This window comes from Paenarthrobacter sp. GQ52, from assembly GCF_059759005.1.
Genome location: NZ_JCAXEJ010000019.1, coordinates 51,993 through 68,163 on the forward strand (window position 1 = coordinate 51,993; position 16,171 = coordinate 68,163).

Annotated in this window: 14 protein-coding genes; 11 read left to right on the plus strand and 3 right to left on the minus strand. The window is 61.2% G+C overall.

The genetic code is table 11. The annotated features are described in order from the left end of the window. Positions 1 to 40: 40 nt before the first annotated feature. A complete protein-coding gene (locus tag AC6CH8_RS19085; protein ID WP_498191908.1) occupies positions 41 to 1,378 on the minus strand; it encodes a lytic transglycosylase in 1,338 nt (445 codons plus the stop codon). 260 nt (positions 1,379 to 1,638) lie between these two features. Between AC6CH8_RS19085 and AC6CH8_RS19090 the strand changes: the two genes are divergently transcribed. Next, positions 1,639 to 1,992 carry an Rv2175c family DNA-binding protein gene (locus AC6CH8_RS19090; RefSeq protein WP_017200830.1) on the plus strand — a complete coding sequence of 118 codons (354 nt, stop codon included), beginning with the start codon at positions 1,639 to 1,641 and terminating at the stop codon, positions 1,990 to 1,992. A gap of 97 nt (positions 1,993 to 2,089) precedes the next feature. Here AC6CH8_RS19090 and AC6CH8_RS19095 read toward each other — a convergent pair whose 3' ends face one another. After that, on the minus strand, positions 2,090 to 3,184 hold the full coding sequence (locus tag AC6CH8_RS19095) for a polyprenyl synthetase family protein (RefSeq protein ID WP_498191909.1): 1,095 nt from the start codon (positions 3,182 to 3,184) through the stop codon (positions 2,090 to 2,092). Beyond that, complete coding sequence (locus tag AC6CH8_RS19100; protein ID WP_420180742.1) at positions 3,181 to 3,756, minus strand: hypothetical protein; 576 nt, start codon at positions 3,754 to 3,756, stop codon at positions 3,181 to 3,183. The genes AC6CH8_RS19095 and AC6CH8_RS19100 overlap by 4 nt, the downstream gene beginning before the upstream one ends. Before the next feature lie 72 nt (positions 3,757 to 3,828). Between AC6CH8_RS19100 and dinB the strand changes: the two genes are divergently transcribed. The 10 genes from dinB to murD all read left to right on the plus strand — a co-directional run bounded on the left by dinB (position 3,829) and on the right by murD (position 16,169). Further along, positions 3,829 to 5,091, plus strand: coding sequence for a DNA polymerase IV (dinB, locus tag AC6CH8_RS19105; protein ID WP_498191910.1), 1,263 nt, complete (start codon positions 3,829 to 3,831; stop codon positions 5,089 to 5,091). Between the two features lie 237 nt (positions 5,092 to 5,328). Then, positions 5,329 to 5,697, plus strand: a complete 369-nt coding sequence (locus AC6CH8_RS19110) for an SCO2097 family morphological protein (RefSeq protein WP_017200835.1) — start codon at positions 5,329 to 5,331, stop codon at positions 5,695 to 5,697. Between the two features lie 445 nt (positions 5,698 to 6,142). After that, a complete protein-coding gene (gene mraZ, locus AC6CH8_RS19115) occupies positions 6,143 to 6,574 on the plus strand; it encodes a division/cell wall cluster transcriptional repressor MraZ (protein ID WP_091466623.1) in 432 nt (143 codons plus the stop codon). Between the two features lie 139 nt (positions 6,575 to 6,713). Continuing rightward, on the plus strand, positions 6,714 to 7,742 hold the full coding sequence (gene rsmH / locus AC6CH8_RS19120) for a 16S rRNA (cytosine(1402)-N(4))-methyltransferase RsmH (protein WP_192812033.1): 1,029 nt from the start codon (positions 6,714 to 6,716) through the stop codon (positions 7,740 to 7,742). Continuing rightward, on the plus strand, positions 7,739 to 8,407 hold the full coding sequence (gene ftsL, locus AC6CH8_RS19125) for a cell division protein FtsL (protein WP_498191911.1): 669 nt from the start codon (positions 7,739 to 7,741) through the stop codon (positions 8,405 to 8,407). The genes rsmH and ftsL overlap by 4 nt, the downstream gene beginning before the upstream one ends. Positions 8,408 to 8,449: 42 nt before the next feature. Beyond that, positions 8,450 to 10,246, plus strand: a complete 1,797-nt coding sequence (locus tag AC6CH8_RS19130; protein ID WP_498191912.1) for a peptidoglycan D,D-transpeptidase FtsI family protein — start codon at positions 8,450 to 8,452, stop codon at positions 10,244 to 10,246. A gap of 102 nt (positions 10,247 to 10,348) precedes the next feature. Then, positions 10,349 to 11,995 (plus strand): UDP-N-acetylmuramoyl-L-alanyl-D-glutamate--2,6-diaminopimelate ligase, encoded by a 1,647-nt coding sequence (locus AC6CH8_RS19135; RefSeq protein ID WP_420180744.1) that lies wholly within the window; start codon positions 10,349 to 10,351, stop codon positions 11,993 to 11,995. Positions 11,996 to 12,001: 6 nt separating this feature from the next. Beyond that, entirely contained in the window at positions 12,002 to 13,492 is a 1,491-nt protein-coding gene (locus AC6CH8_RS19140) for a UDP-N-acetylmuramoyl-tripeptide--D-alanyl-D-alanine ligase (RefSeq protein ID WP_498191913.1), read from the plus strand. Continuing rightward, on the plus strand, positions 13,489 to 14,598 hold the full coding sequence (gene mraY / locus AC6CH8_RS19145) for a phospho-N-acetylmuramoyl-pentapeptide-transferase (protein ID WP_309074326.1): 1,110 nt from the start codon (positions 13,489 to 13,491) through the stop codon (positions 14,596 to 14,598). Before AC6CH8_RS19140 ends, mraY begins: the two co-directional genes overlap by 4 nt. Then, on the plus strand, positions 14,580 to 16,169 hold the full coding sequence (murD, locus tag AC6CH8_RS19150; RefSeq protein WP_498191914.1) for a UDP-N-acetylmuramoyl-L-alanine--D-glutamate ligase: 1,590 nt from the start codon (positions 14,580 to 14,582) through the stop codon (positions 16,167 to 16,169). The genes mraY and murD overlap by 19 nt, the downstream gene beginning before the upstream one ends. The last annotated feature ends 2 nt before the right edge of the window (positions 16,170 to 16,171 follow it).

Consider the following 16,171-nt stretch of genomic DNA (forward strand, 5'->3'; position numbering starts at 1 on the left):
CACGTGGGTTTCGGGCCCCTTCAAAGGTGCAGTTGATGGCCTAGCCAAAAGTGCGCTGTCGGGCCTTGATCGATTCGACGTAACGCTTGGTGTCGTCATACATGCCGTACTTACTGACCGAGTACTGACCTTGGTAGTAGCCGGCAATCGCCGTGTCCAGGTCCTTGCTGGTAGCAATCAGGGTCCGGATGATGGCGACACCTGCCGTGGCATTATCGTACGGGTCCAGGAGATTGAGCTTGCGGCCCACGAGGTCGGACGCCCATTGGCCGGAAGAAGGAATAACCTGCATCGTGCCGATCGCATTGGCGGGCGAGACAGCCCGCTGGTCAAAGCCTGATTCCTGTTCGGCGAAGGCCAAAGCCAGTGAAGGGCTGACGCCCATGCGCCGGGCCGTGTCAGCTACGATGCTCTTCATTTCAGCCCGGCTGGGCACAGGTGAGGCGTTGAGCAAGGCCTTGTTCTCGTTAGCCGAGCTGACAACTGCCGGCGGGTAGGTGAAGCCCAGGAACGTGCTGGGGACCAAGGGCTTGGTGTCACCGGCAGGCTGCAAGCCTGCGCCGGGGATGGTGAGCTTCTGGCCCGGATAGATGACGGTGGTGGCTGTCACATTGTTGTTGGCAGCCATCAAAGCGGCCAGGGAAACCCCGTGGCGGGAAGCGATGGAACTGAGGGTGTCGCCCGCCTTGATGGTGTAGGAACCTGTGCCGGCCAGTGGGGCGGGCGCAGGTGCCGGGGCTGCGGGCGCTGATGGGGCGGATCCGCCACTGACCTTGATTTTCTGACCGGGATAAATGATGGAGCTTCCGTTGAGCCCGTTCCAGCTGAAGATGCTGGAGAGCGGAACGCCATGTTTGGCTGCGATGGCGCCCAAGGTGTCTCCGGCGACCACGGTATAGACGGTTGCGCTGCCTTGGGTGCTGGGCGCACTGGGGGCGGGCGGGGCGGGCTTCGCGGGCGCTGCTGTGGCTGTGCCCTTGAGCTTAATGGTCTGTCCCGGGTAGATCAGCGTGGTGGCAGAGAGATTGTTCAGCTGAAGAACGGCCGTCGTGTCCACATTGAAGCGGCGTGCGATGGCGCTAATCGTATCGCCGCGCACGATCGTGTAGGAGTCCGGTACTGATGGAGCCATCGGGCGCAGCGCTGCAGGGATGGTGCTGGCCACGGCCTGCGCGGGAATAACAGAGCCCACGTTGACTGCTTGCGCCTTCATGGCCGCAGCGAGCGTAGCCGGAATCTTTCGAGGCTGAGGCGCCGGTGTTGCCATGGACGGTTGTGCCAAGGCTAGCGAGGACAAAACCACGGCGGGAAGCGCAGCCGTGGTTGCCGCGATGACCGGCATGCTCATGGTTCGTTTCGGCGAGCGGGGCGTCGTCATGAAATGTGTCCTCATCTCAAACAGCGGTGGGGGGATTGTTGGCGCTGTTGTCAGTGTTACCAATGTTGCTGATGTTATCAATGATGCAAATGTGATCAGTGTGAATCTCTCACACTTAGTCGATGAGCACAACAATTCCTGTCAAACCGGACAAATAACCACAATTCCGACGGGCGAAATTGCGACTGCAAAGCGGTCCGGAGGTATCGGCGTCGGACTCCGGCTATGCGCCGGGAGGGGCGGCGTGGCAACCTTGATCCGTGAGTAATGTAGAAAGCCTTGTTTCCGACTGGCTGCCGCTGCCGGATGTTGCCGAACTGTTGGAAGTTTCCATCACCAAAGTCCACGGACTTCTGGATGAGCGTGCGCTTGTCGCCATCCGGCGGGGAGAACGGAATATCCGCTCAATCCCTGCCCTCTTTATCCAGGACGGGCATGTTGTAGACAGCCTTAAGGGAACCATTGCGGTTCTCAGCGACGCCGGGTACAACGACGAAGAACTGATCATCTGGCTGTTCACTCCGGACGAATCTTTGCGGGGGCGCCCCATTGACGCCCTGCGCGAGGGGCGTAAGACAGAGATCAGGCGCCGCGCCCAGTCACTGGCCTGGTAACAGCGCCTCCTGAGCGGGCCGGACATAACGCGGACGACGGCGGTGATTCACCGCCGTCGTCGCTGCATGTCGTGTTTGTGCTGGCGCTGCCTGCGGGTCAGGCTGCCCGACTGACAGCGGCTTCGGCCAGTTGGCGTAGCGCCACCAGTGGCACGTCCTCGAGGGGCAGGCGTTCCAGGGCTTCGAAGGCCCTATCGCTTAGCTCTGCGATCAGCGACTCCGTGGCCTCCAAGGCGCCGCACTCAATCATGACCCGCCGTATTTCAGCTACCTCGTCCTCGCCAAGGTCAGGCTTGCCGAGCATGCGGTCAAGGAGGTCCGCTTCGCTCGGCGGTGCCTGGTTGATGGCAAATCCAACCAGCACGGTGCGTTTGCCTTCCCGGAGGTCATCCCCGGCGGGCTTGCCGGTCGTTTCGGGATCGCCAAAGACGCCCAGGACGTCGTCCCGCATTTGGAAAGCCTCACCCAGTGGTAACGAAAACTCCGAGTAGCCGTTGAGCAAGCCGGAGGGAGCGCCAGCCAGCGCGCCGCCCAACGCCAGCGGATGTTCGGTGGAGTATTTGGCGGACTTATACCGAATGATGGATTTTGCCCGCCCTACGGATCCGGCTCTGTCGCGGACGGGGCCGGCTACTTCTTCCAGGATGTCGAGGTACTGACCTGCCATCACTTCTGCCCGCATCATGTTGAAGATTCGGCGTGCAGGAGTTCCCGCTGCTGCCCGGGGGCCGATCTCCGTGAAGGACTCCTCGCTGAAGGAAAGGCAAAGGTCGCCGGTCAGGATCGCCGCCGCGTCGCCGAAACGCCCGCTGTCCAGCGCCCAGCCATTCATTTCATGGAGCTGGCTGAACCGCTTGTGCACGCTTGGTCCGCCGCGGCGGGTGTCGGATCGGTCAATGATGTCGTCGTGGATCAGGGCTGCCGCTTGGAAAAGCTCCAGGGCGCACCCGGCCGTGACGATGCCCGGATCGTCGGCGGCGCCGCCTGCGCCCCTCCAGCCCCAGTAACACATCAGGGCACGGAGACGTTTTCCGCCGGTGACCAGATTCGAAATCGATCCAATAAGCGGTTCCACATCGGGAGAAACCGAGGCCATAAGGTCCCCCTGCTCAGACATGAACCCGTTCAGTTTGCCGGAGACACCGCCAATGAACTTTGCCTGCTCCGAGGTGACGTGGGAAGTTACCGTCACTTGACGGACCCGGCCGCCACGTTGGCGCCGATAGTGAACGTTGAGACGCCTTCTTTTTGCCTGACCGAAACGTTCACCGTCTCGCCGTCACCACGGATGAAGTCCAGGGAGGTGACATTGCCGACAGCGGACGGGCCGGGGACAAGTTTAAAGCCCTGTGCCTCCATGGAGGTCTTGTAGTAGTCCACAACGCCCTCCGGCGGAGCCTTGATTGTTCCAACGAGGGCCACTGTGGCTACTGCAGCGCTCTTGTCCACGCTGCTTGAACGAACAGAAGTCTTGGGCATGACCGGGATGAGTTGCTCAGGGAAACCAGGAACAAGCGCGTTCACCGTTGCCGTGGCGTCGGGAGCAGCCGTGGGGGTTTCCGTAAAGGTGGTGGTTTCAGGCGACGCCGTTGATCCGGAAGCAGATGATGACGGAGTCGGCGGCGCCGACGATGGCGAGGAAGCGCTTGTCGCGGACGGCGCTGCCGAACCGCCGGGTGATGGGGTGCATGCTGAGGCCGCCAAAGCGACACTGACTGCGAGCAGGGCAAACCCTCGCGATTGAGGAGTTCCAAAGAGCTTCACAGGGTATCCTTCCTGGGGCTGAGCCGGACTGTGCCTCCAGTTTAGTCAGTGGCCGGGCATAGTATTGCCGTTGTGAGGCAGGAAGCATTCGGTGGCGCGCAAAGTGCCGGCAGCAAGCCCGCCCGCAGCGCAGGAGATGCACTGCGGGAAATGCGGCGAACCAGCATACTTCACGTGGATATGGACGCTTTCTTCGTCTCCGTGGAATTGCGCAGCCGCCCCGATCTTCGGGGAAAGCCGGTCATAGTTGGATTTCCTGCAGAACGGTCCGTGGTGCTTTCTGCTTCTTACGAGGCCCGGGCCACAGGTGTGAAGTCTGCCATGCCAATGTCCATTGCCATGAGGCGGTGTCCATCCGCGGTGATCATCAACCCCCGGCACACGGAGTACTACGAGGTTTCCGCCCAACTCATGGAGATTTTCGCCTCCATTACTGACCTGGTGGAGCCGCTTAGCGTCGACGAAGCCTTCCTGGACGTGGGAGGCGCGATTCGTCGTCTTGGGTCCCCGATGGACATCGGCCATCTCATCCGCCGCAGGGTTCATGCAGAACTTGGCATCACGGCATCCGTAGGGATTGCCAGCACCAAGTTTGTGGCCAAGATCGCCTCCACGCGGTGCAAGCCCGACGGTATCCTCCAGATTGACGCGGAGGACTCCATCCCTTACCTCCATAGTCTTCCTGTCGGCGCCTTGTGGGGTGTCGGTGGAAAGACTGCCGAAGTGCTCTCCCGTATGGGCATTCGCACGGTAGCGGATGTCGCGGCAACGCCCCTGCCATCGCTGAAAAAGGTGTTGGGAGCCAGCGGCGAACATGTTCATCGCCTGTCCATGGGTATCGACCCGCGACCCGTAACTCCGGCCAGGCTTGAAAAAAGCATCGGCGCGGAGGAGACGTTCTCCGTGGACACGGCCGACGATGCTCTACTGCACAGGGAATTGCTGCGTCTTTCGCACCGCACCGCCATCCGACTCAGGAGCTCAGGCATGCTGGCAAGGACTGTGGCACTGAAGCTGCGGTACTCGGACTTCTCCACGGTCACACGCAGCCGCACCGTGCACACCCCCGTGGACAGCGCGCAACTGATCTACCAAGTGGCCGTGCAGCTCCTTGAATCCCTGGGGACGCGGTCCATGAGCGTTCGACTCGTAGGAGTGCGGGCTGAGCAATTGGAACAGGCAGGCCAGACATCCCTGCAGTTAAGCCTTGATCGGCGGGACGATAACTGGCGGGCGGCCGAACAGGCGCTTGACCGCGTCTCCGAGCGTTTTGGGTCCAAAACGCTTCTTCCGGCACGGCTCCTGGAACCTGGAAAGCCGCCTGTGGACTCCTGAGGCCAGCACGGGTACCCGGCAGGACTCCTCGCGTCTTTCAGAACGGCGTCGGACAAACTATCCTATTTATTACAGAGATTTAGATCGTCTGGACAAACTGTTTCCTGAACAGTCGGCCCCGGGATGCCCGCTGAACCAAGAGGGAATTTTGGGAACGATTTTCTTGGTCCGATCGTTATGGAAACAGACGCACAGGACGCGTTATGTCCAGACGCTGGCTCACTAAAGGAGGTCGCGATGCCCCTCTCGGAGCATGAACAGAAGCTGCTTGAGCAACTTGAGAAGCAACTTCATGAGGACGATCCGAAGTTCGCCAACACCATGGGTTCGGATCCCATCCGCAGCTGGTCTACCCGGCATGTCATCATCGGTGTGCTTGGTGCCATTGCCGGTATCCTTCTCCTGCTTGTTGGTGTATCAATGCAGGCGATACCTGTGGGTGTCCTTGGTTTCATCGTCATGGGTGCTGGCGTCTACTTTGCCACGTTACGTGGCGCGGCCTTCGGCAAAGCCAACAAAGGAAAACCTGGCAAGACCAAGCCCAAGAGTTCGTTCATGAGCAGCTTGGAAGAACGTTGGGACGAACGGCGTCGCGACGACAACTGACTGACCCTTCCGGGCTCTCAGCCGTCACCCGCGGCCACTCCTGAATCAAACACGCCCCTAATTTTCCACAGGGGATAACGAAAGACCCGCACTGCGGGTCTTTTCGCGTTTAAGGACTCGTCCTCTGGTGGGGGAGCGGCCGCTCCACTTCCCACCCTTTTCTCCACTTTTCACCCCTCTGCCCTGAACATGGCCTGGCATCGCCCGATCCGGGGCACGAATTTCGGGATCCTAAAGCGGCCTGCCCTGCCTTCTGCATTGGGCCCTCCACTTTCTTCCACTGCCCTAAAATCCGCGTGACTTCGGGCCCGACGATTCTCAAAGTGGTGGAGAAACGCCATCGATTGCGTTGACTGTGGTGCGTTGTGGAGTAAAGTGGAGTGCATAAGAGGGTAGTGGCAGTGTTGGGTATGTGCGGGCACCTTGATTGAGGGGCGGTGGGCCAGTGTTTCTGGGTACTCACTCGCCGCGTCTTGATGAAAAGGGCCGGATCATCCTCCCCGCTAAGTTTCGTGAGGAACTTGCCGATGGATTGGTTCTCACCAGGGGCCAGGAACGTTGCATCTACGTCTTCAGCCAAAAAGAATTCGAGCGCATTCACGAGTCAATGCGGGAGGCGCCACTGTCTTCCAAGCAGGCGCGTGACTACATTCGGGTTTTCCTGTCTGGAGCCTCTGATGAGGTACCTGACAAGCAGGGGCGCGTGACGATTCCGCCGGCGCTCCGGACATACGCAGGGCTTGGTCGGGAACTGGCCGTCATCGGCGCCGGTACCCGGGCGGAGATCTGGGATGCCGACGCTTGGAACGAGTACCTCAACGAGAAGGAAGCAGCCTTCTCGGAAACGGATGACGACAATCTGCCCGGGTTCATCTGACCCCGGTTGGAGGAAGCCGTAGTCCAGCTTCTTGAATGGGATCTCCAGCCGCCCATCGAACTGTCTTCCTGGCTCACCTTCCCCTGAGCCAGGCCGGCCGAACGATAGGCGCGGATGGGGATCCGATTCAAGAATCAGCATGCAAGCGATTGAGGAAAGAGGAGGCAGCGTGGAAGAGCAGGACGCGGCAAAGCCCACATCGGAGCGCCACGTGCCCGTCCTGAAAGACCGCTGCATCAACTTGCTTGCTCCGGGGTTTGAGGCCGCCAGGAAACGCGGGGAACGACCTGTCGCCATCGATGCAACCCTTGGCATGGGGGGCCACTCAGAGGCCATGCTGCAGCGCTTCCCTGACCTCCACTTGGTTGGCATCGACCGCGACGAGGAAGCCCTGGCCTTGGCCGGAGCCCGCTTGGAGCCCTTTTCTGACCGTACCGATCTTGTCCACGCGGTGTACGACGAGATTGAGGACGTCCTGCTGGACCTGGGCATACCGGAAGTTCATGGCATCCTCATGGACCTTGGGGTCTCGTCCCTGCAGTTGGATGAGCGTGAGCGTGGATTCGCATACTCCTACGACGCTCCCCTGGACATGCGGATGGATACCAGCCGTGGCCAAACGGCAGCTGATGTGGTCAACAACTACAGCGAAGACGAACTGGTGCGCATCATCAGGAAATGGGGCGAGGAGAAGTTCGCCGGGCGGATAGCCAACCGGATCGTCAACGCTCGCGCGGAGAAGCCTTTCGCCACCACTGGGGAACTTGTGGAGCAGATCCGCAGCGTTGTCCCCGCCGCTGCAGCGAAGAGTGGCGGTCATCCGGCCAAACGCACGTTCCAGGCTCTGAGGATCGAGGTCAACGAAGAACTCGATGTGTTGGAACGGGCAGTTCCGGCAGCGGTGGCCGCGACGGCCATGGGTGGTCGGATAGTGGTCATGTCCTATCACTCCCTTGAGGACAAGATCGTGAAGTCCGTCTTCCAGTCAGGTTCCAAATCGTCGGCACCACTCGGTTTCCCGGTTGAGCTTGAAGAACACAAACCCGAATTGAAGACCATCACCAAGGGCACGGAAGTGCCTACAGCAGCAGAAATCGCTGAGAACCCCCGCGCGGCGTCTGCCCGGTTGAGGGCAGTGGAGCGTATCAAACAGAGGAGAGACGCATGAGCAACGCCGCAGCGAAGACCTTGCCCTCCACGGTGGGCAGCACTGCACGTGCGCTTCCGGTCCCGGCGGGGAAGCCCGACACTGCCCGCAAGGCACGCACTCCTCTATCAGTGGTACGCAGTGCACCGGGAAAGCGAAGGACGCCGTTTGTGGTCCTGTGCTTCGTGGCGATGGCAGCCGCGCTCCTGACTGTCCTGGTGCTGAACATCTCCGTGTCCACAGCGCAGTACCAGTTGGTGCAGTTGAAAGCCGAAGCTGCCACGCTGAACAAAGAGAACCAGGACCTGACGCAGAAGAAGCAGAACTTCGAAGCTCCGCAGAACCTCGCTGCCAAGGCTGCAGAATTGGGAATGGTTGCTTCCACAGTTAAAGGCCAAATCGATCTGAACACCATGTCTGTGACCGGTAAGGCATCACCGGCGGTTAAGGGAGATAATCCCGGAGCCCTGCTTGCTGCTCCGGCTGTTGAGGGTTTGATTGACGTGGTTCCATCGGTAACTACCAAAGACCCGCTGGAAAGCCGCAAGACGGATGCAACTCCGACGACCCCGGCCGCAACGCCCCCATCGCCGGCGGCTACCCCGGCGTCTCCGGCAGCGACACCGCCGGTAGAGCTCCACGGGGGATCGGTACCGGCCCCCCAGCAGAAGGCACCAGGGCAGTAGACCGTCAGTCCACCGAAGCTAGGCCAGCAGCAAGGAATCAACGTGGCAAAGAACCCCGGCACATCGAAAAGAACGAAAACGCCGGCGGCAAGAAAGCGGTTGCGCGTTGGCCTCGGCATCATGCTGACCTTGCTCCTGGTGGTGGGTGGCAAGCTGTTCATGGTTCAAGGCCTGGATATGGGCGGGATGGCTGAAGCTGCCTTGGCGAGCCGCCTCACTCCGCAAGTGCTCCCTGCCGAGCGGGGGCAGATTGTGGATGCAAACGGGACGGTGCTGGCCAGCAGCGTGATCCGGTACAACATCGTGGTGGACCAGACGGTGAATACGAGCACGGAAACTTTCCACCGCTTCAATGAGAAGACCGAGAAACTGGACGAGATCACCCGTGATCAGGGGATCTCTGACCTGGCCGGGCTTCTGGGAGCGGATGAAAGTACTATCCGTGAGTCTTTGACCGGGGATAAGCAGTACTTCATGGTGGCAAAGGACGTCAAACCGGAACTGGAAGACCGGATTTCCAAACTCTATATCCCGGGCCTTAGTGCGGAGGGTGTCAGCAAGCGCGTTTATCCGAACGGCAGCGTTGCCGGCGGCGTGGTTGGTTTCCTCAAGGATGGAACCAACGGGCAGGCGGGCATCGAACAAACCCAGGACGAGATTCTTCGTGGTGTTGAGGGTAAACGCGTCTTTGAGATCGGCGCTGATGGACTCAGGATTCCGGTGGCAACAGATGAACTCACCCCGGCTGTTGATGGAAGCGACGTCAAGCTGACCATCAACACCGACATCCAGTATTTTGCGCAGCAGGCAATCCAAAGCCAAGTCAACAAGATGAACGCCGAGTGGGGTTCCATCATTGTGATCGATACCAAGACGGGCAATCTCATTGCCTTGGCTGATACCAATTCGCCGGACCCCAATGACCCCGGGAAGGTTGATGCCAAGGATCGCGGCGTCAGGTCGGTGACGGCCGCCTACGAGCCCGGTTCCGTGCAGAAGATGATCACCGCCGCAGCCGTAATTGAGGAGGGGAAGTCATTTCCCCTGGACCACTTCACTACCCCCGCGGCCTACACCATCGATGGGCAGACGTTCACCGACGCCTTCGAGCACGGCACTGAAGAGCGCACCCTGGCCGGTATCCTCGGCTGGTCCATGAACACCGGAACGGTGATGGCGGGCAGCCGGCTCACCAAGGAACAACGATACGACTGGTTGAAGAAATTCGGCATCGGCGAACAGACGGACATCGGCCTTCCCGCGGAAGCAACAGGCATCCTGGCCAAGCCCGAGCAGTGGGACGACCGTCAGCAATACACCGTGCTGTTCGGGCAGGGCGTGTCCCAATCGACACTCCAGACCGTTCGCGCCTTCCAAAGCATTGCCAACGATGGCGTGATGCTGCAGCCCAGGCTCATTGACAGCTACATCACCCCGGAGGGCGAGGAGCAAAAGGTTCCCGCCAAGGACTCCCGCCAAGTGGTGTCCAAGGAAACAGCCCAGCAGGTACGGGACATCCTGGAAAGCGCCGTAACCGAGGGGCAGATCAAGGATGCAGCCATTGACGGCTACCGCGTCGGCGCCAAGACAGGAACGTCCCAAGCTCCCCGCGAGGACGGACTGCCGGGATTCGACGGCTTCACAGCCTCGATGGTGGGCATGGCACCCATGGATGACCCCAGGTTCATCGTTGAAGTGGTCCTTCAGCGCCCCAAGGGAAACATCTATGGAGTCACGAACGGACCCGTTTTCCGTTCCGTGATGGCGCAGGTCCTCCGGACCTACAACGTGGCCCCGTCTACCGGAACGCCCGCGCGGTTGCCCCAGTTCGTCAAGTAAGCTTTTTGGGCGTCTGTTTCGGCCAAAAATCGATCCACCACTAACGGCCCGGGCGCCGCTGGCCCCAAGCCGGTCGTTCCACGAGCACCAACGGAGAACCACGTGTCAGAGCACAATGAGGCAGCTATCAGCGCCACTACGCCGGATGCCGGCCAGACCGGCTTTCGTCCCGCATCCGTGGCGGCAGTGCCGTTGGCAGTCATCGCGGACGCACTGGGCGTCGCCGCTCCGGATGCCAGCCGGGACAGGGGAGTGACAGGCATAACCCTCAACTCCAGGGCGGTCGAAGCAGGCGACCTCTACATGGCCCTGCCCGGAGCTTCCCGCCACGGTGCCGACTTCGTACCGCAGGCAGTCGAGGCCGGGGCGGTTGCGGTGGTCACGGACGACGCCGGGGCGCGCCAGCTTGCGCTTGCGGGCGAGCAGCCCGTGCCGGTACTTATCGTCCAGGAGCCGCGGACCGCCGTCGGGCGCTTAGCAGCACTGATATACCGCAGCCAGCCTGCGGATAGCGGCTTCCCGACGCTGTTCGGTGTCACAGGCACCAATGGGAAGACCACCACCACCTACTTCATCAACTCTTTGTTGCGCGCCTTGGGTAAGAAGCCCGGCCTCATTGGAACCATTGAAATCGTTGCAGGCGGGGAGCCGATCCCCAGCCTCCTGACGACACCCGAATCCACCGATGTCCACGCACTGCTGGCCCTGATGCGGGAACGGGGCCTGGACGCGGCATCCATGGAGGTTTCGTCCCACGCAATCTCCTACCACCGCGTGGACGGGGTGATGTTCGACGTCGCAGGTTTCACCAATCTCACCCAGGACCACCTGGACCTGCACGGCAGCATGGACGAGTACTTCCGAACCAAGGCTGAACTTTTCACTGCAGGCAGGGCCAGGCACGCTGTGGTCACGGTGGACGACGCCTGGGGGCGCAAGCTGGCGGAGATGGCCGACATTCCGGTCACCACCCTCGCGACCAAGCCCCTCGCCGGCGGAAGCGTCAAGGCCGACTGGAACGTTGTGTCCATCACGGCGCGCGGCCTGGGCTCGGAATTCGAACTCAGGCACGCCGACGGACGAACCCTGCGCGTCCACACCGGCTTGCCGGGAGATTTCAATGTGGCAAATGCAGCCCTGGCCACGGTCATGATCCTGACATCCGGTGTGGATGAAAACGCCCTCCAGGCTGCCTTGGATTCGCACGATCCTTTCACTGTGGCAGTGCCCGGACGTATGCAGCTGGTCTCTGCAGAGCCGGCCTCCGTTGTTGATTTTGCCCACAATCCGGACGCTTTGTCCCGTGCCCTGGAAGCCGTCCGTTCACCCCTCGAGGGATCCCGTGTGATCGTGGTCTTCGGGGCAACGGGTCAGCGCGACCAGGGTAAGCGGCCCACAATGGGGGCCATCGCTGCCCGCCTTGCCGACATCGTGATCATCAGCGATGACGATCCCCACGACGAGGACGCAGCAGCGATCCGGGCCGAGGTCCTGCAGGGTGCCCACGCCGCCCGGGACTCGGAAAACCTGAACAGCGAAATCATCGAGTCCTACCCGAGGGATGCAGCCATCAAACTGGCCGTGGACATGGCAACCAGCAAGGACACTATTCTCATCGCCGGGCGCGGCCACGAGGTGTGGCAAGAGGTCAAGGGAGTGAATCTTGCCCTGGACGACAGGGTGGAGTTGCGGGCCGCCTTGACATCCAAGGGATTCAGCGTTTCAGCGGACCAGCGGATAGAGTCCTAAACCGAGATGATTGCACTTACTGCGGCGGAGATCGCCGACCTCACCCATGGCCGATTGACCGGAGCTCCGGACATCGTGCCCACTTCCGTCGTCACTGATTCACGGGAAGCGACGCCCGGATCGCTGTACGTGGCCAAGCCCGGCGAACACGCCGATGGCCACGACTTCGTTAACGCCGCTTTCGAACGAGGCGCCGTTCTGGTTCTCGGCGAACGCGAAGTGACCGATGCCGACGGCCGCCCCTATCCCGCCGTCGTAGTTGAGGATGCTGTCCTGGCCATGGGCGTGTTGGCCGCGGAAGCCGTCCGCCGCATCCGTGCTGAGCGGCAGAGCCGCGGCGAGGACTTTACGGTCATTGGCATCACAGGATCAGCTGGCAAAACCACCACCAAGGATCTCCTTGCCGGTGTGCTGTCCACCGCCGGAGCCACTGTGGCTCCCCAGGGTTCCTACAACGGCGAGGTGGGCGTCCCGCTGACGGTATTTGCCGCTGACGCCAATACCCGCTTCCTGGTGATCGAGATGGGTGCTACCGGTCTGGGCCACATCAAATACCTGGCAGAGATGGTCAAACCGGACATCGGCGTGGTCCTGGTGGTCGGTACGGCTCACGCCGGCGAGTTCGGTGGTGTGGAGAACATCGCCAAGACCAAAGGCGAACTCGTGGAAGCCCTTGGCGAGAACGGTACAGCCGTGATCAACCTCGATGATGGCCGGGTTGCTGCCATGCGCACCCGGACCCAAGCAAAGGTTCTGGGCTTCACGGCTTCGCCGGCTACCACCGAAGAGGTGGAAGCCCGCAATGTTGTGGTCAACGAGCAAGGCTTTCCTGAGTTTAATCTGGTGCTGCCCGACGGCGGCCCGTCCGTTGAGGTGCGAAGCCGCCTGATCGGTGGCCACCACGTCACCAATCTGTTGGCAGCAGCCGCAGCCGCGTTCGCCGCTGGCATCCCGGCCGCTGACATTGCCTCCTCGCTCAGCTCTCAATCGGCGGCCAGCCGCTGGCGGATGGAGCGAACTGAACGTGAAGACGGCGTCACCATCATCAACGACGCTTACAACGCCAACCCGGAATCGATGCGGGCTGCCCTGCGAACGCTGGCTGACCTTGGACAAGGCAGAAGGACGTGGGCCGTTCTTGGCGCGATGCTCGAGCTGGGGGAAGACTCCATCCGCGAGCACACCGCCGTAGGTACCCAGGTGGTGCGGCTGAACATTTCCAGGCTGGTGGTAGTGGGACACGAAGCCCGTGCCCTCTACATCTCCGCCATCCAGGAAGGTTCCTGGGGTGACGAGTGTTCGTTCACGGAGACTGTGGAAGAAGCCTATGAGCTGCTTCAAAATGAGCTGAAACCCGGAGACCTGGTGCTCTTCAAGTCCTCCAACGGCGTGGGACTACGGCATTTGGGTGATCAGATAGCATTACCTCCACGGGCCGAGCCCACCGGAGACAACGCGGCCGAAGCTGCCGCAAGCGAAGGGAACGAGCTGCTGTGATTGCACTTTTGATCGGCGCCGGCGTCGCCCTTCTGGTGGCCCTGATAGGGACGCCCCTTTTCATCAGGTTCCTGGTGGCCAAGAGCTACGGACAATTCATCCGTGACGACGGACCCACTTCCCACCACACGAAGCGCGGCACCCCCACTATGGGCGGAACCGTGGTGGTGGCCGCGGTGCTCATCAGTTACTTCGTGACACACCTGATCATGTGGATGATGAATCCGAACTCTGCGGGGCCGTCCGCATCCGGGCTGCTTCTGCTGTTCCTCATGGTCGGCATGGGCTTTGTGGGCTTCCTCGATGACTTCATCAAGATCTCCAACAAGCGCAGCCTCGGCCTCAATGCACGCGCCAAGCTGATCCTCCAAGCTGCCGTTGGCATCATCTTCGCGGTCCTGGTTCTCCAGTTCCCCAATGAGGACGGCCTGCGTCCCGCATCGACCCAGATTTCCCTGGTGCGGGATATCCCCTGGTTGGACCTTGCCTTCGGCGGCACGGTGGTCGGTGCCATCCTGTTCGTGCTCTGGTCCAACTTGATCATCACAGCGGCTACCAACGGCGTGAACTTGACTGATGGCCTGGATGGATTGGCTGCTGGAGCATCCATCATGGTCTTTGGCGCCTACACCATCATGGGGATCTGGCAGAACAACCAGGCCTGCGGCTCACCACGGGAAGCCGGCAGCGGTTGCTACCAGGTACGCGACCCCATGGACCTTGCCCTGCTGGCGGCTATCCTCAGTGCTGCCCTGGTGGGATTCCTGTGGTGGAATACTTCACCCGCCAAGATCTTCATGGGTGACACAGGTTCCCTGGCCATTGGTGGTGCCGTTGCGGCGTTCGCCATCCTGTCACGCACCGAACTCCTGCTCGCCTTCATCGGTGGCCTTTTTGTGCTGATCACGCTCTCCGTCATCATCCAAGTGGGCTTCTTCAAGCTCAGCGGCGGAAAGCGCGTTTTCAAGATGGCACCGCTACAGCATCACTTTGAATTGAAGGGCTGGGATGAAGTTACCGTCGTGGTCCGGTTCTGGATCCTCGCAGGGCTCTTCGTGGCTGCCGGCCTTGGAATTTTCTATGCTGAATGGGTGGTGCTGCTGTGAACGAAAACCCGGATACGACGCCGTCGAACGCAGACAGGCTCAACGAACTCACTAGCTGGGATGCTGACTGGGCCGGTCTGCGCGTCGTGGTGACAGGCATTGGCGTCTCCGGCTTCTCAGCTGCCGACACCCTGATCGAACTTGGCGCAAAGGTAGTGGTGGTTGACGCCGCCACCAGTGCAAAGGCCGAAGCCCAAGCCGACACCCTGAAAATTGTGGGGGCCGTTGATGTGCTGTTGGGGGAGGAAGCCGTTACGGCACTCCCATTGATCGACGGACGATTGCCCGAGCTTGTGGTGACCTCGCCGGGGTGGCGCCCCGACCAAGCCCTGCTTGCCGCGGCGAAGCGGAAGCACATCGCTGTCTGGGGCGACGTGGAGCTCGCTTGGCGTCTTAGGGAGCGGGCAGGACGCAAGACGGCGGACTGGCTGACGATCACCGGCACCAACGGCAAGACCACCACGGTGGGCATGGCTGAATCCATGCTGCAGGCAGCCGGACTTAAGTCGATTGCAGTGGGAAACGTCGGCACTCCTATCCTTGACGCGCTCCGGGATCCCGTGGACTACGACGCTTTCGCCGTTGAGCTCTCCAGCTTCCAGCTGCACTGGAGCCACTCGTTGTCTCCAGTGGCCAGTGTTTGCCTGAACGTTGCCGAGGACCACGTCGATTGGCACGGCTCGTACGCCTCGTACCTCGCGGACAAAGCAAAGGTGTACGAGAACACGCAGAAGGCCGCCGTCTATAACGCGGATCAAATCGAAACCGAACGAATGGTAGAGAACGCCGACGTCGTGGAAGGATGCCGCGCCATCGGTTTCACCACCAATACACCGGCTGTGAGCATGCTGGGTGTGGTGGACGGCCTGCTTGTTGACCGGGCCTTCATAGCTGAGCGCAAGGACTCCGCGGCGGAACTTGCTGCGATGTCCGATCTTGGTCCGGTGGCGCCCCGCCACATGGTGGCCAACGCCCTCGCAGCGGCTGCCCTCGTCCGGGCCTACGGAATTGATCCGGCAGCGGTGAAACAGGGCCTGGTCAACTATCTTCCGGGTGCCCACCGCATCCAGCTGGTGGCCAACCACAACGACGTCCTGTGGATCAACGACTCCAAGGCAACCAATCCGCACGCAGCATCCGCAGCCCTCTCGGCTTTCCAGCAGGTTGTCTGGATTGCCGGCGGCCTCTCCAAGGGCGTCAACTATGACGACCTCGTCAAAGAGCACGCACCCCGGTTGAAAGCCGTTGTACTCATCGGAACCGACACGGAGGCGTTGGAGGGGGCCCTCCAACGACACGCGCCGGATGTCCCCGTGATAGCGCCTCCCAAGGGCGACACTGAAGGAGTGCAGACCGCAGCCTCAGACGCCGCTTCGCCAATCTACGGTGAGGCCATCATGGCCCAGGCCGTGGCATCGGCGGCCGGAGTGGCAACGCCCGGCGATACCGTCCTGATGGCACCGGCGGCTGCATCCATGGATCAGTTCTCTTCCTACGCTCACCGTGGCGACGCTTTCGTCCTGGCAGTTCGCGAGCTTGTGGAAGGGCAGGCACCGACCACCGAGGAGTAACA

Excerpts from the sequence above, each read along its gene's own strand:
- murD (WP_498191914.1), top strand. The coding sequence starts at position 14,580 with ATGGGTGGTGCTGCTGTGAACGAAAACCCGGATACGACGCCGTCGAAC.
- AC6CH8_RS19085 (WP_498191908.1), bottom strand. The coding sequence starts at position 1,378 with ATGACGACGCCCCGCTCGCCGAAACGAACCATGAGCATGCCGGTCATC.
- rsmH (WP_192812033.1), top strand. The coding sequence starts at position 6,714 with ATGCAAGCGATTGAGGAAAGAGGAGGCAGCGTGGAAGAGCAGGACGCG.
- ftsL (WP_498191911.1), top strand. The coding sequence starts at position 7,739 with ATGAGCAACGCCGCAGCGAAGACCTTGCCCTCCACGGTGGGCAGCACT.
- AC6CH8_RS19110 (WP_017200835.1), top strand. The coding sequence starts at position 5,329 with ATGCCCCTCTCGGAGCATGAACAGAAGCTGCTTGAGCAACTTGAGAAG.
- AC6CH8_RS19140 (WP_498191913.1), top strand. The coding sequence starts at position 12,002 with ATGATTGCACTTACTGCGGCGGAGATCGCCGACCTCACCCATGGCCGA.